Annotated in this window: 13 protein-coding genes and 1 pseudogene; 7 read left to right on the top strand and 7 right to left on the bottom strand. The window is 68.1% G+C overall.

The window, feature by feature from the left end; genetic code table 11:
• Nucleotides 1-10 precede the first annotated feature (10 nt).
• The 5 genes from E0H73_RS35435 to E0H73_RS35415 form a co-directional block, all read right to left on the bottom strand.
• Complete coding sequence (locus E0H73_RS35435; RefSeq protein ID WP_131363895.1) at nt 11-1882, bottom strand: ABC transporter ATP-binding protein; 1872 nt, start codon at nt 1880-1882, stop codon at nt 11-13.
• The gene (locus tag E0H73_RS35430; RefSeq protein WP_238164484.1) at nt 1879-3543 is read right to left on the bottom strand and encodes an ABC transporter ATP-binding protein; all 1665 of its coding nucleotides are present in this window, start codon (nt 3541-3543) and stop codon (nt 1879-1881) included. The genes E0H73_RS35435 and E0H73_RS35430 overlap by 4 nt, the downstream gene beginning before the upstream one ends.
• Before the next feature lie 318 nt (nt 3544-3861).
• Nucleotides 3862-5088: an MFS transporter gene (locus E0H73_RS35425; RefSeq protein ID WP_131363893.1), complete on the bottom strand. Its 1227-nt coding sequence runs from the start codon at nt 5086-5088 to the stop codon at nt 3862-3864.
• Nucleotides 5089-5152: 64 nt separating this feature from the next.
• Nucleotides 5153-6298, bottom strand: coding sequence for a vWA domain-containing protein (locus E0H73_RS35420; RefSeq protein ID WP_272949178.1), 1146 nt, complete (start codon nt 6296-6298; stop codon nt 5153-5155).
• Nucleotides 6299-6337: 39 nt separating this feature from the next.
• Nucleotides 6338-7399, bottom strand: coding sequence for an AAA family ATPase (locus tag E0H73_RS35415; RefSeq protein ID WP_131363891.1), 1062 nt, complete (start codon nt 7397-7399; stop codon nt 6338-6340).
• 160 nt (nt 7400-7559) lie between these two features.
• Here E0H73_RS35415 and E0H73_RS35410 point away from each other — a divergent pair, with 160 nt between their 5' ends.
• The 3 genes and pseudogenes from E0H73_RS35410 to E0H73_RS35400 all read left to right on the top strand — a co-directional run bounded on the left by E0H73_RS35410 (nt 7560) and on the right by E0H73_RS35400 (nt 10630).
• On the top strand, nt 7560-9437 hold the full coding sequence (locus E0H73_RS35410) for a hypothetical protein (RefSeq protein WP_238164482.1): 1878 nt from the start codon (nt 7560-7562) through the stop codon (nt 9435-9437).
• A 103-nt stretch (nt 9438-9540) separates the two neighbouring features.
• Nucleotides 9541-9887 (top strand): annotated as a pseudogene (locus tag E0H73_RS48465) (mycothiol transferase).
• A 167-nt stretch (nt 9888-10054) separates the two neighbouring features.
• Nucleotides 10055-10630 carry a nucleotidyltransferase domain-containing protein gene (locus E0H73_RS35400; RefSeq protein WP_131363887.1) on the top strand — a complete coding sequence of 192 codons (576 nt, stop codon included), beginning with the start codon at nt 10055-10057 and terminating at the stop codon, nt 10628-10630.
• A gap of 2 nt (nt 10631-10632) precedes the next feature.
• Here the strand turns inward: E0H73_RS35400 and E0H73_RS35395 are convergent, their stop codons facing one another.
• A complete protein-coding gene (locus E0H73_RS35395; protein WP_238164481.1) occupies nt 10633-11097 on the bottom strand; it encodes a P-loop NTPase family protein in 465 nt (154 codons plus the stop codon).
• A gap of 364 nt (nt 11098-11461) precedes the next feature.
• Between E0H73_RS35395 and E0H73_RS35390 the strand changes: the two genes are divergently transcribed.
• Nucleotides 11462-11842, top strand: a complete 381-nt coding sequence (locus E0H73_RS35390) for a VOC family protein (protein ID WP_131363883.1) — start codon at nt 11462-11464, stop codon at nt 11840-11842.
• Between the two features lie 27 nt (nt 11843-11869).
• Here E0H73_RS35390 and E0H73_RS35385 read toward each other — a convergent pair whose 3' ends face one another.
• Nucleotides 11870-12376 (bottom strand): DinB family protein, encoded by a 507-nt coding sequence (locus E0H73_RS35385; RefSeq protein ID WP_131363881.1) that lies wholly within the window; start codon nt 12374-12376, stop codon nt 11870-11872.
• Nucleotides 12377-12515: 139 nt separating this feature from the next.
• Here E0H73_RS35385 and E0H73_RS35380 point away from each other — a divergent pair, with 139 nt between their 5' ends.
• From E0H73_RS35380 to E0H73_RS35370, 3 genes are all read left to right on the top strand, one after another.
• The gene (locus tag E0H73_RS35380) at nt 12516-12878 is read left to right on the top strand and encodes a YciI family protein (protein ID WP_131363879.1); all 363 of its coding nucleotides are present in this window, start codon (nt 12516-12518) and stop codon (nt 12876-12878) included.
• 103 nt (nt 12879-12981) lie between these two features.
• A complete protein-coding gene (locus E0H73_RS35375) occupies nt 12982-13395 on the top strand; it encodes a cytidine deaminase family protein (RefSeq protein ID WP_202867715.1) in 414 nt (137 codons plus the stop codon).
• A gap of 108 nt (nt 13396-13503) precedes the next feature.
• Entirely contained in the window at nt 13504-13869 is a 366-nt protein-coding gene (locus E0H73_RS35370; RefSeq protein ID WP_238164480.1) for a VOC family protein, read from the top strand.
• Nucleotides 13870-13960: the final 91 nt, after the last annotated feature.

The following is a 13960-nucleotide window of genomic DNA, read 5'->3' as shown; positions in this document are numbered from 1 at the left end:
CGGGGAGGGGCTAGGCCAGGGAGTCTTCCCAGGCTTGGTGGAGGCCGGCGTAGCTGCCTCCGGTGGTGATGAGGTTGCGCGGGGCGCCGTCCTCGATGATGCGGCCGTGTTCGAGCACGATCACCCGGTCCGCGGTTTCCACCGTGGACAGCCGGTGCGCGATCACGATCGCCGTACGGTCGGCCAGGATGGTCCGCAGTGCGCGCTGGATGAGCCGCTCGCTGGGGATGTCCAGGCTCGAGGTCGCCTCGTCCAGGATCAGGACGGCGGGGTCCGCGAGGAACGCCCGGGCGAACGCGACCAGCTGCCGCTGGCCGGCGGACAGCCGGGAACCGCGCTTCTCCACCGACGTCTCGTACCCGTTCGGCAGCGCGGAGATGAACTCGTGCGCGCCGATCACCTTGGCCGCCTCGACCACCTCTTCCATGGTGGCCTCAGGCTTGCCGAACCGGATGTTGTCGGCCACCGAGCCGGTGAACAGGAAGTTCTCCTGCGTCACCATCACGACCCGCTTGCGCAGATCGTCCTCGGTGAGGTCCCGCAGGTCGATCCCGTCCAGCAGCACCTGGCCGTCGGACGGGTCGTAGAACCGCGCCACCAGCTTGGCGATCGTGGTCTTGCCGGCACCCGTCGTACCGACCATGGCCAGGGTCTGACCGGCCGGCACGTCCAGATCGAGACCGGGCAGCACCGGTACGTCGTCGACGTAGTTGAACCGCACATTGCGGAACTCGAGGTGACCCCGCGCGCGCCCGGGCTTGGCCGGCTCGATCGGCTCGGGGACGTCGGGCGTCTCGTTGAGCACGCCGGAGAGCTTCTCCAGCGCGGCACTCGCGGACAGGAAGGTGTTGTAGAACTGCGAGATGTCCTGCAGCGGCTCGAAGAACTGCCGCAGGTACAGCAGGAACGCGGTCAGTACGCCGACCGTGACGTGACCGTGGTACGCCTGGTAGCCGCCGTACGCCAGGATCGCCACGATGGTGATGTTGCCGACGCCCTTGATCGACGGCATGAAGATCGCGTTCAGCTGGAACGACTTCAGGTTGGCCTGCCGGTACCGGTCGTTGACGCCGTGGAAGATCTCCTCGTTGCGCGGCTCCCGGCGGAACGCCTGGACCGCGCGGATCCCGGTCATCGACTCGACGAAGTGCACGATGACGAGTACGACGGCCTCACGCGTCTGCCGGTACACGACCGCCGACCGCTTCCGGAACCAGGCCGTCAGCAGGATCAGGGCCGGGAACGACAGCAGCGCGAGCAGACCGAGCTTGAGGTCGAGCGTGAGGAGCAGGATCGACGTACCGATCAGGGTCAATGCTGCCGTGACCAGGCCGTCGAACCCGTTGGCCAGCATCTCGTCGATCACGCCCACGTCGGACGTCAACCGCGAGATCACCCGGCCAGAGGTGAACTTGTCGTGGAACGACGGGCTGAGCCGCTGGAAGTGGTCGAACACGCGCTTGCGCAGACCGAGCAGGATGGTCTGACCGAGCCGGCCGGACCGCATCAGGAACAGCTGCCGGGTCCACGCCTGGAGCAGCGCCATCACCAGGACGAGGGACACGACGGTGATCAGTTCCTGCGCGCCTTCGCCGGCGAGGATCGGCGGGATGCCGTTGTCGATGCCGAGGTGGACCAGGTACGGGACCGCGAGGCGGGCGCCGTTCTCGACCACCACGATGACGACCAGCAGCCAGATCAGCTTGGCGTGCGGCCGGAGCAGCTCACCGAGCAGCTTGCGGGAGTCCTCCTTCAGCCGGACGGTCGTTGCCCTCGACAACTCCCGGTCGGGGTCCTCGTCGAACTGACCCCGCCAGGTGTCCTGCTGCGACTTGTCGTCCTTCGTTTCCTCCGGAGGAGGTGTCTGCTGGGTCGTGGTCATGCGTGCACCTCCTCTTCCTCCGCCGCGAGCAGGTTCCGGTACGCCGGGACCTGCTCGAGCAAATCGTGATGGGTTCCGACATGGGTGATGGTCCCGTTCTGGAGCAGGGCCACCTTGTCGGCCAGCATCACGGTCGACGCGCGGTGCGCGACCACGATGCCGGTGGTCTCGGAGAGCACGTTGCGCAGTGCCTCCTCGACCAGGGCCTCGGTGTGCACGTCGAGTGCGGACAACGTGTCGTCGAGGACCAGTACGGCGGGCTTGGCGAGCACGGCCCGGGCCAGCGCGAGCCGCTGGCGCTGACCGCCGGACAGTGACATGCCCTGCTCGCCGACGCGGGTCTCCAGACCCCATGGCAGTTCGTTGGCGAACTCGGCCTGCGCGACCTGCAGCGCCTGCTGGACGTCTGCCTCGGAGGCGTCCGGCCGGCCCAGCGTCAGATTCTCCCGGACGCTCATCGAGAACAGCGTCGGGTCGTCGAACGCGGAGGCGACAGCGGTCCGCAGCGAGACCAGCGACAGGTCACGGATGTCGTGCCCGTCGATGGTGATCCGCCCCGCGGTCACGTCGTACAGCCGGGGGACCAGCGCGGTGAGCGTGGTCTTGCCCGACCCGGTCGCGCCGACCAGGGCGAGCGTCGTACCGGGGGTGAGGTCGAGGTTGATGTCGTGCAGGATCTCGGTGGAGTCGTCGGAGAACCGGAAGCCGACGTGCTCGAAGCGCAGGTGCCCCTTCGAGTTCACCAGCTCGTCCGGACCTGACTCGATCACCGAGTAGGTGTCGAGGATCTCGCTGATCCGGTCCGCCGCGGTCATCGCCTCCTGGGCCATCGCCAGGATCGCGCCGAGCGAGGTGACCGGCCAGATCAGGGACAGCATCAGCGTGATGAACGCGACCAGGGTGCCGAGCGTGATCGCCTCACGGCCCACCGCGAGCGCGCCGAGCAGCAGCACGATCACCAGGGTCAGGTTCGGGATCACGCCGAGGAAGCTCCAGAACCGCGACGCCAGCCGGACCTTCTCCACCTCGGTGGTGTAGAGCGTGAGCGCCTCGTCGTCGAACTGCCGCTGGACGTGCCCGCGCCGGCCGAAGGCCTTGATCACCCGGAAGCCGAGCGCCGACTCCTCCACCCGGGTGGCCAGGTCACCCTGCTGGTCCTGGACCTTGCGGGAGATCTTGAGGTACTTCTTCTCGAACTTCAGCGACAGCGTGATGATCGGCACCGCGGCCAGCAGGACCACCACGCCGAGCGGCCAGTACAGCCGCAGCAGCAGGATGGTGACGACTCCCAGTTGCAGGATGTTCATCACCAGGAACAGCAGGCCGAAGCCCATGAACCGGCGGATGATGGACAGGTCGGTGGTGACCCGGGACAGCAGCTGACCGCTCTGCCAGCGGGTGTGGAACTCCATCGGCAGCGACTGGAGCCGGACGTACAGGTCGTGCCGGAGGGTGGCCTCGAGGTCGCTGACGGTGCGGGACTGCGCCCACCGGCGGGCCCAGACCAGCAGGACCTCGGCGAGGCTCAGCCCGAGGGCAAGGAACGCGAGCGGGACCAGGAGGTCCAGCTCGCGGCGGGTGACCGGGCCATCGATGATGGCCCTGGTGACCAGGGGAACGGTAAGGCTGACGCCCACACCCAGCATGGCGGTGGTGAACATCACCGACAGGCGCCAGCGGTGTGGCCGGAGGTAGGGCCGGAGCCGCCAGAGGTTGCGGCTGCGTGCAGGGACTCGGGTGGTAGGGGCAGCGATCGACGGCGCTTGGGCAGGGTGCTCGGACGGCATCTGGACGGGCGCACTTCCCATCATGCTCGGTAAGGGGTTTTCGCGACCGGAAAACGGCGCACTTTCCAGTATCGCTCACCAGGTAAGCGCTTGTCCTCTCAATTCCATTCCCCATGGATGAATTACCACTTGTTGCAATAAGCGCCTCCCGCCCCACGCGGTAGCAGCCGTCACACTCATCACGTTTCGCAATCAGTCTTCAGCCATCGATCGCGGCTGCGGGTCGGTGGCCGGGAGCGAACGGAAGGTCCGCAGCGGGGAGACGAGCGCGACCAGTACGCCGAGGAGCATGCCTGCAGTGGCCAGCAGGAGGGTCGGCCGGATGCCGATCGCGGTGGCGAGCACGCCTGAGGTGGCGGCGCCGGCGGCCTGGCCTCCGATCACGAGCGTCCGCCAGGTGGCGGTGACCTGACCGAGCAGGTGGGCCGGGGCCAGAGCCTGACGGAGAGTGCGCTGGGGGACACCGAAGAGCGACATACCGAGCCCGGACAGCGCCTGAGCGACGTAGATCATCGGAGTGACGCCCGTGGCCAGGGCAACGCCGCTCAGGGAGGCCAGGAGTACGCCGGAGATGTACGCGCGACCGATGCCGACCCGGCTGCACCAGGCGGTGGCGCCGAAGGTCCCTGCCACGGCAGCGACACCGAACGCGGTCAGAGCGACGCCGACGAACCCGGGCGACCAGTGCAGCTCACGCACCAGGTACAGGACGACCAGCGGCCCCTGCATCGCGCCCGCCAGGGCAGCTGTGGTCGCGGACAACGTCAGAGACGTCAGGATCCGGTCACTGAAGATCGCCCGCAGCCCGGTGGTCAGCCGCGCTCGGGTGTGCTCCACAGACGCCCGTACCGGCTCGCGGATCAGGTACGACGCCGTAGCGGCGACGAGGTACGACACGGCGTCGACCAGGATCGCGAACGGCGCAGTCACCAGCTGTACCAGGAAGCCGGCCACCGACGGACCGGTGGTCGAGGCCAGATTCAGGTTGAGCAGAGCGGCGCTGTTGGCCCGCATCAGGTCCTCACGCGGCACCAGCGACGGCAGCATGGTCAGCGACGCGGTGTCCGACAGCAGAGTCAGCACTCCGGTCAGTACGGCGACCACGTAGAGCTGCTCGATGCGCAACGAATCCGTTGCCGCCGCCAACGGAATGGTTCCGAGCAGTACGGCGCGGCCGAGGTCCGTCACGATCAGGATGCGGCGCAGCGGCCACCGGTCGACCCAGACCCCGGCCGGCAGACCGAAGACGAGGTGCGGCGCGATGGTCAGAGCGGACAGCAGACCCATCTGCAGCGCCGACGCCTGCAGCGTGACGACAGCCACCAGCGGCAGCGCCACAGTGGTGATCGCACTGCCCGACGCCGACACCAACTGCCCGATCCACAGCTTGCGGAATTCGCCCCTCACGACCCATGCCATGCCAAGCAACCTGTCACTCAGCAGAGTCGTGCGACTACGGGTGTTCGCCCCCAGCAGAGCGTGTTCACTGCACGCGAAACACAGGACCCCTGGCTGTGAAGGGCAGTGAGGCACCACTCGGGATCAGCCACGCGTGCTCCCGCCGTACCCGGACCACATCGCACTGCCCGTCGGTGATCAGCAGGATCGGCCCGTCCACCGGGAAGTCATCCGCTCGCTCCAGCAGGTCGACCCCGGGCTGCAGCACCGTTCCACCGCGGCCGCGCACCTGCACCCGGCCCGCGATGTCGTCCACCGGCACGTAGCCCGCGTCGTACGCCGCTGCGTCGCAGTACACGACCCGAGCCGCAGGGACATCCCGTGCCCGCGAGTACGACGCGATCGCCCCGAGTGCCTTGCCGAGGAGCTCCCGGTCCATCGATCCGGAGGTGTCCAGGACCACGCCGTACGTCGGGAGCCGTTCGACCTCGACCGGGCGGATCCACCCTGGCCGTGGGATGTCCGGCGTACCGGACTGGCGGCGGGAGGCGCGTGCGTAGGTGCGGACGCGTGCGACGGCCGGGACGTGCTCCTCGAACCAGCGCGCGAGCTGCGCGTCCCACTCGAGTGGCGGGTGATCCAGTGCGCGGATCTCCTCGACCAGTCCGGCAGGCAGAGTGCCTCGGGCTGAGTCGTGGTACGCGAGGCCGGTGGTCAGTGCGCGCCGGTAGATGTCGTCGAGTCCGGCTGCTCGTGCGGCCTCTCCTGGATGCGGCAGCGGCTGTCCGAGTACGTCGCCCAGGCCGACACCGCGCAGAGTCGCCAGCTTGCGGTAGCGGCGCAGGTCCGTGGTGATGCGGTCGTAGACGGTCTCGACGGACATGCCCTTCAGCACCGGGTCGTGCAGGGCGCCGTCCGGCATGGTGCCGACGCCCATCTCCAGCAGCCAGCCGTTGATGACCAGGTCGGCTGCCACGTTCCACAGGTACGGGTCACGGCCGCCGACGCGGTCGCCGTGGCGAAGTGCCGCGTGCAGCATCTCGTGCGCCATCACGAACCGCCACTCGTTCTGGGTCATCGCGATCAGCGGGTTGACGTAGATCTCGCCGGCCGCAGCGTTCACCGCTGCCACCCGGATGTCCCAGCCGCGAGCCAGCTCGGCCTCCGCCACGATCGTCATGCTGGAGGCGATCGCTCCGAGCAGCGGGTACGACGAGACGAACCAGCCCAGGGCCAGGTCCCACTCGTCCCGACCGCTCCGGTGGTCCGCTTAGGCACGTGCGGCTACCAGCCGCGGCAGGTCGCGGCTGACCTCGACCAGGAACCAGGTCGGGAGAACCGGACGGCCGCCGTCGTCGGCCGCGATCACCAGCTGCGCCACCTCGAGGGAGATCTCGGCGAGCTCGACCAGCAGCGCCTTGCCGCGGTGCGCGAGCTGCCGAGCCGCCGGGCTGGCCGATGCCTTGTCGGCGGCCAGCTCCTTGGTGAGGCGGGCGCGGAAGGTCTCGGCCAGGAAGTAGAGGAGGTCGCGGTCCTCCGGTGCGGCCGGCCAGCCGGTCTCGCCCTTCAGTACGGCGTCGAGTCCGAAGGCGTTCCGGACCGTCTTCACGAAGGCGCGGAACGCGGACGCGTGGGCTGCGGTGAGGGTGCCGAAGGCAAGTACCCGCAGGGTCTCGTCGGACACGTCGTCGCCGTACGAGTGCAGCGCGTCCGACAGCATGTGCCAGCTCCGCGGCGTCGAGAACGGCTCCTCGGTCTTCGGCGGCGCGGTCCAGAGATGGTCCGGGCGGTTGCGGAGGTAGTCGAGCACCCACGGGTGGATGCCCGCCGTACCGGCCCAGAGCAGCCAGTCGGACGCGGACGCGCGCAGGTGGACGTGCACCAGGCGGTTGATCAGCGCACTGGCCATCGGCCGGGCCAGAGCGTTGTCGGTGGCTCGGTTGCCGGCCCCGATGACCACGGAGCCCTCCGGCAGCTCGTACTCGCCGATGCGGCGGTCCAGGATCAGCGAGTAGAACGCCTTCTGCACCTCGGCGGACGATGCGTTCAGCTCGTCCAGGAACAGGCAGTACGGCTCGGTCCGCGCGATCGCCACCGGCGGTGCGAACCGGCTGCGCCCGTCCACGATCTGCGGTACGCCGATCAGGTCCTCAGGCGCGAGCTGGGTCCCCAGCAGCGTCACACACTCCAGTCCGAGCGATTCCGCGAACGCCCGTACCAGACTGCTCTTCCCGATCCCCGGAGCACCCCACAAGAACACCGGCCGCACCACAGCCACATGCAGCAACACCTCCGGCAGTTCCCCCGCCGAAACCGAAATCCCCGCCTGCATCCGTCCCTTTCCGTTGACCAACGTTCCAGCATCTCCTCCCACCCGGCCACGTGTCACACGGTTTTGGCTGTAGGGGGCGACTTCCCTTGGTTGGGGGTTGGTGGCTAGGGTGCCCCCTTGTGTAGAGGTGCTGGGGAGCGCCGCGAGGGGGAGTCTTGTGTTGAATCTGCGGGTCAAGGTGGCTGCCGCCGCCTGCGTCGTCGTACTCGTTCCGCTGGCTGCCGATCAGGTCATGGCCGCCGATCCGCCAGAGCACCTGGGGGAGGGGACGCTGGTCGCCGGCCGCACGGTGGCTGATGTCGGCCTGTCGGGGTCACGTGTGGTCGTGTCGGACAGCACGGGCCACGCGGTCTACGAGACCAGCAACAACGGCACCACCTGGACCGCGACCGGCGGCTCCAACGACACCAAGCCACTCCAGCTGGAGGGCTCCTCGCTGCTCACCTTCGACGCAGGTACGGCGAAGGTCGGCGGACTCACGTTCCCCGCGACCGATGAGGTCGTGCTGGGCAAGGGCGGCAAGCTCGTGTCACACCGTACGCCGAACGCCGCCACTGCGGAGGTGTACGACGTCGCCACCAAGGCGAAGGTGGCCGACTACGCCCCGCCGTTCGCGATGGCAGACAGCACGGTGTGGAAGGTGACTGAGCCCGGTCAGCTGGTCGGCAAGGACCTGAGTGCCAACACCGAGAAGACCATCCTCGTCGCCAGCGCGTGCACGGTCGGTCCGGGCCGCGTCAACGGACGCTGGGCGCTGCTGAGCGGCTGCAACCAACTGGTCGACGTGAACGGCCCGGAGGCCCCGCGCAACCTGATCGTGGCCGCCGACGCCCAGGTCGGCAACGGGTTCACAGTCCAGACCGCGTCCGGGAACCTGCTGGTCACCGATCTGAACGACCAGTCCCTCGGCCAGCGGCTCTACGGACCGATCCGCACCGCACCGGCCAGCCTCAGCACCGACGGCTCCGGTGCGACCAAGATCGTGTACGCCGACGCGCAGAACCGCGCGCGGGTGATCAGTCTGACCTGGCTGGCCGCCGATCCGCAGCAGCGGCCCGACACCACTGCGCCGGTGCTGACCAGTGCGACCGCGGGCGACCGGATCCGCGACAACACGAGCCTCTCGTTCGAGTGGGCGTACACCGACCCCACCGACCCGAACTCTCCCGCGTCCGGCGTAGCCACCTACGACCTGCGGACCCAGAAGCGTCCCAACCGCACCTCGCCATACGGCGCCTGGACCCAGCCCGCAGGCTGGCAGGGGCTGAAGGGGACCGCTGCGAGTACCACCGCGCCGCTCGGCACCGACACCTGCTGGCAGGTCCGTGCACGTGACTACGCGGGCAACCTGAGTGCGTGGAGTACGTCGTACTGCAGCGAAGTCGACGGTACGGCGCCCGGCCTGATCACCCTGCGGATCGGGGACCGGGTGCAGCTCGCGTCGACGGTGTTCAGTTGGGGCTACAAGGACGACACGGACGTCGACACGTACGACATCGTCTACAAGGTCGCATCGCCCGGGAACGCGCTGGGCGCCTGGATCTACCCGCCGGCCTGGCAGAAGACCAAGATCCGGTCGATCGCGTACACGCCGCGGCTCGGCTGGGAAGAGTGCTTCATGGTCCGGGCGCGGGACTACCTGGGCAACACGACCGCGTGGTCGTCACAGCTCTGCTCGGTGGCGCCGCAGGACGACCGGGCGCTCACGTCGGCCGGCACCGTCACCCGCTCCACCAGCACGCTCGCGTTCCAGGGCACCACGTCGATCCTGAAGGCGAACGGCGCCTACCTGACCAAGACCGCCGAGGCCGGTGCCCGCATCGCCCTCGTCGCCATCCACGGCCCCGGCCAAGGCCGCGTCGACATCTACCACGCCAACGTCAAGATCGGCACAGTCTCCCTGGCCGCCACCACTACAGCCCGCAAGGTCACCTACCTCCCCATCACCCCCTACCGCTCCGGGACCATCAAAATCATCTCGACCTCCACCGCCCCCGCCACCATCGACGGCGTCGCCTTCCTCCGCCAAAACCCGTAGCTCGACTGCCGCGGTGGTGGAGAATGTGACGGGTGGGTCTGAGGTGGGGAAGCCTGCGGTGTGTGGGGAGTTGGGGCGCGTGCTGCAGGCGGGCCGCGCAATCATGATCGGGAAGTTGGACGGATTGTCGGAGTACGACCGGCGGCGGCCGTTGACTCCGAGCGGGACCAACCTGCTGGGGTTGGTGAAGCACCTGGCCGGGCTGGAGTACGGCAGGCGTGGGCGCACTCCGACGCCACGATCGCCGTGCTCGACCTCGACAGCCCCGGGTACGTGGCGCACTGGAGCGAGGGCGGCCAGGACACCACCCTCGGCGTACTCCTGATCCGCATGGTCGCCGAAACCGCCCAGCACGCCGGCCACGCCGACATCATCCGTGAACTGATCGACGGCGAGCAGCACTCCGCCCGACGGAGCACCGTCCAGGAAGCCGCGGACCACTTCCGGTAATTGCCTGGGTGGTGGGCGCGGTGCGCTGCTAGCCTGCCGCCTGAGTCAGAGCGTGAAGGAGGTGGTGCACATGCGGTCTATCTGCGCGGTGCCGCCTCGCCGATCTCCCCGGGCGGCTCTGACCCACTAGGGGCTCACCGCAACCAACTCATGCGAGGAGTCCTGTTGTGGATTCGTTTGATCAGTTGCGGGCGGTTCGTGCTCTCTTCGACGGCTATCCGGGTTCGTACTGGGTGGCCGGCGGGTGGGCGCTGGATCTGTTCGCGGGCCGGGTACGTCGGCCGCACAGCGACGTGGATGTACTAGTTCTAGCGCGCGATCTCGATCAGGTCGCCGCCACCTTCACCAAGCCGCGTCCGATGGTCCAGCACCCCGAGTCGGATACGCGCCGTCCGTGGGAGCCCGGCGAACAACTCACCCCCGGCCCCGACGCGCTCGTCTTCCCCGACGACGCCAACCCGTGCCCGATCCAAATCCTGCTCGCCGCGTCCGACGCCGACGAGTGGGTCTTCCATCGCGGCCGAGGCACCATCCGCAAGCCGCTCACCGAGATCACGCTGATGTCGCCGGACGGTACGCCGTACCTCGCGCCAGAAATCGTGCTCCTGTTCAAGTCACGCGGTGGCCGGCCCAAGGACAACGACGATTTCGCCGACGTCGCGGTCCTTCTGGACGCCGACCGCCGTCACTGGCTCCGCAACCGGATCGCTCCAGACCACCCCTGGTTCCCTGCGCTGCGCTGAGCTCAGTCGAGTGGGTTGGCCGCGCGGCCGCCGGTTGTCCAGGCGAGGTCGGTGATGATGCGGCCGGTGGTCTCGTCGAGGCTGCTGGACGGGTCGATCACCTGCTCGCCGGGGACGTTGAGCAGGTCGCACGGCTGGTACCAGTCGCGCATCTGCTCCGGCGTGACGGTCTTGGCCAGCGGGCGCGTCGCGTGGCGCCGGACGGTTTCCTCGAACGAGAGCTGGAAGTAGTACACACCAGTCCGGCCCACGTGATCCGCGATCAGTTGCCGCAGCATGTCGCCGTACGTCGGGCTGTAGAGGATCCCCTCCAGCATCACGTGATAGCCGTTCTCCAGCGCATAACGCGCAGTCTGGTCGATCAGACCGACGTTCGGCGCTCCCGGCCGATCATGCTCCCGCAGCAGAATCCGCCGCAGATAATCCTGCTCGATCCACGCAACCCCACGCCCAACCCGCTCCCGCACCGCCCGAGCCGTTGTGCTCTTCCCCGACCCAGAATTCCCCCGCAAAACCACCAACCGCGAAGTCCCAACCCCAACCCAACCCACCCCGCCGACCCTAGCCCAGGACGCTCCACGCTTCAGCGCAGACCTCGATCCACGTCGCGAGGTCCGGCGTGCTGTCGATGGTGAGGAGCGAGTACGGCGGGCACCCCGGCAACTCCGTGACTCCTTCGAAGCTGTGGTCCGGCGCAAACAGCAGGACCTGCCCGCACCGCGGCAACTAACCGCTCCCAGTCACTCATGCCGCAGATGATGGCAGGGTCCGGCCACAGTCCGGTGCGCTGGTCGCGTGGGCGACGTACTGCGTGGTGCCAGACTGCCTGGCATGGAGATCAAACATCGGATGATCGTGTTCGACGCTGCGGATATTGATGCGGAGAGTGCGTTCTGGGCGGCGTTCCTGGGTGGGACTGTCGAGGAGTGGGGCGACAGGTGGCGCGCGATCTGGGTTGATGGCGAGTGGACGCTTGGTGTCCAGTCCGCTCCGAACCACGTGCCGCCGGATTGGCCTGATGGTGCGCCACAGCAGATGCATCTCGACTTCTACTCCGAGGGGCTCGAGGCCCACGACGCGGCGCATGAGCAGGTGATCAGCCTGGGCGCGCGACTGTTGAAGGCTGCCGACGATCGGACAGCCGCACGCGGTGTTCAGGTGTACGCCGACCCGGCCGGCCACCCATTCTGCCTCTGCTGGGTACCCAACTGACCCGCGGTACTTCAGCGAGAGCCTGGGCTACTCGCCTGTCGCGCCGTCGATGCGTTCGCGGAGGAGATCCGCGTGGCCGTTGTGGCGGGCGTACTCCTCGATCATATGCAGGTAGATCCACCGCAGCGTGTAGTCCTCGTCGGGGATGACCTCGTCGAGACTGCGCCCGGCCACGGCTGCACGCGAGCGGGCGACGCTCGCTTGATAGCTGGCCAGGTCGTCGGCGGCGCGCGCGATGTCAACCTTCTCGAAGCCGTCCTTCGAGCCGGGCGCATAGTCCCAGTAGAACAGGTGGTCCGGCTGGCCGTCGTACGCGTGGAACCAGGCCTCGACTCCAGACATGTGCCGAACCAGGCCGAGCAGCGAGAGCGTCGACGGCGGCACCGACCGCAGCGCCAGTTGTTCCGGTGTGAGCCCGCCGCATTTCAGCAGCAAGGTCGTGCGCTGGAACTCGAGGCGGTCGTCGAGCGCGGCCCGCTCGTCGATCGGGTTGTTCGGCGGCTCGGGGCGCTCAGGCGTGGTCCACGTCGACATTCCGGCGATGCTACGGACGCGTCGGCTCCTTGACCAACCACAGCGGACGAAGATTCTGCTGCGGTGTCGGATCGGGCTGCCGCCGTTCGTGGAGAAGGTGGAGAGTGGCCGGAGGGGCCGCCCTGCTGAAGGAGGAGACATGACGGAGTACCTCATCGCATTCAACGACGAATGGGTGCCCGATCTCACGGACGACGATTTCCGTGAGGCGTCCAAGCGGACCACCGCGCTGAGGGCAGAGATGAAGGCTGCCGGGGTCCTCATCTTCACCGGCGGCCTGGACGACGAGGCCCCGGTGTTCAGCGTCGACGCCTCGAGCGGCAGCCCGTTGTTCACCGACGGTCCGTACGTCGAGACCAAGGAGTACCTCGGCGGCTTCGCCGTCGTCGACGTGGCGGACGAGGAGGCTGCGCGGCTGTGGGCGGGAAAGATCGCGGTGGCGTGCGGTTGGCCGCACGAGGTACGACGGTTCCGGTACGCAACCGCCCCCGAGACCGCCTGAACGTTCGGAAGTGAACGGCCCAGGACAGAGGATCGTGCCTCTGACCTGGGCCACTGGCGAAATCCCATCGCCTCGAGCCGGACAGGGCCGCTAGGTTCCGTGCGTGATCGTTCAAAGCAACGACAGCCTGATCGAGGCGGCCGCCGCCGTACTCCATCCTCACCTGGTCGGTGATCGAGTCTTCGGCGATGTGGCGTCGGCTCTCGTCACCGACGCCGGCAACGTGTACGTCGGGGTGTGTATCGACACCGCCTCCGGGACGGGATTCTGTGCCGAGCACGCTGCCATCGCCGCGATGGTGACTGCCCGTGAGTACAAGATCGTCAAGATCGTGGCGGTCTGGCAGGGCGCGGCCGGAGACCCGGTGCACGTCGTACCGCCGTGCGGCCGTTGCCGAGAGTTCATCCGCCAGATCGACCCGTCGAACCTCGACACCGAGGTGGTCCTGGGCCGGGACCGAACGTCGACCGTCCGCGACCTCCTACCCGCCGCCGACTGGTCCGCACCACTGGACTGAACGTCGCTCGCAGGCGTCACGCTCGGCCGCCTTTTCGGTGTCTCGCCGGTGTCGGATGTCCCCGCCTCGGTCGTCGCCGGAGCCGTCTCGCCGGTGGAGAATGTCGATGTGAGGATCGAGTTCACCCTCGACTGCGCTCACCTGGACCGCATGACGCGGTTCTGGCGCGACGCCGCGGGGTTCGCAGTGGTCGGCGTCATTGAAGGCCGGTACGTCTCGCTGCAGGGGCACGATGTCGCTCTCACCCTCCAACAGGTTGAAGAGCCCAAGACCGTCAAGAACAGAATGCATCTCGACCTGCTTGTCGACGACGTGGAGTCGGAGGTGACCCGCCTGGAAGCGCTGGGAGCCTCTCGCTTGACTCCGACAGCACACGAAGAGTTCGGCCAAACCTGGTTCGTCCTCGCCGACCCCGAGGGCAACGAATTCTGCGTAGCCGCCGATCCGTCAGCTACCGCCCCGCCCAACAGCTGATATGGAGTGAGTTCTTGTCAAGTGGCAGGGTGAGGCGCCCGTCCCGGTTGCCGGGGCGGGCGCCTCGTGGCTTGGTCGGGGTTTTGGTCGG

Origin of the sequence: Kribbella pittospori, assembly GCF_004331465.1 — a bacterium.
GTDB classification, from domain to species: Bacteria; Actinomycetota; Actinomycetes; order Propionibacteriales; family Kribbellaceae; genus Kribbella; species Kribbella pittospori.
This window is presented reverse-complemented; position numbering and strand designations above follow the sequence as displayed.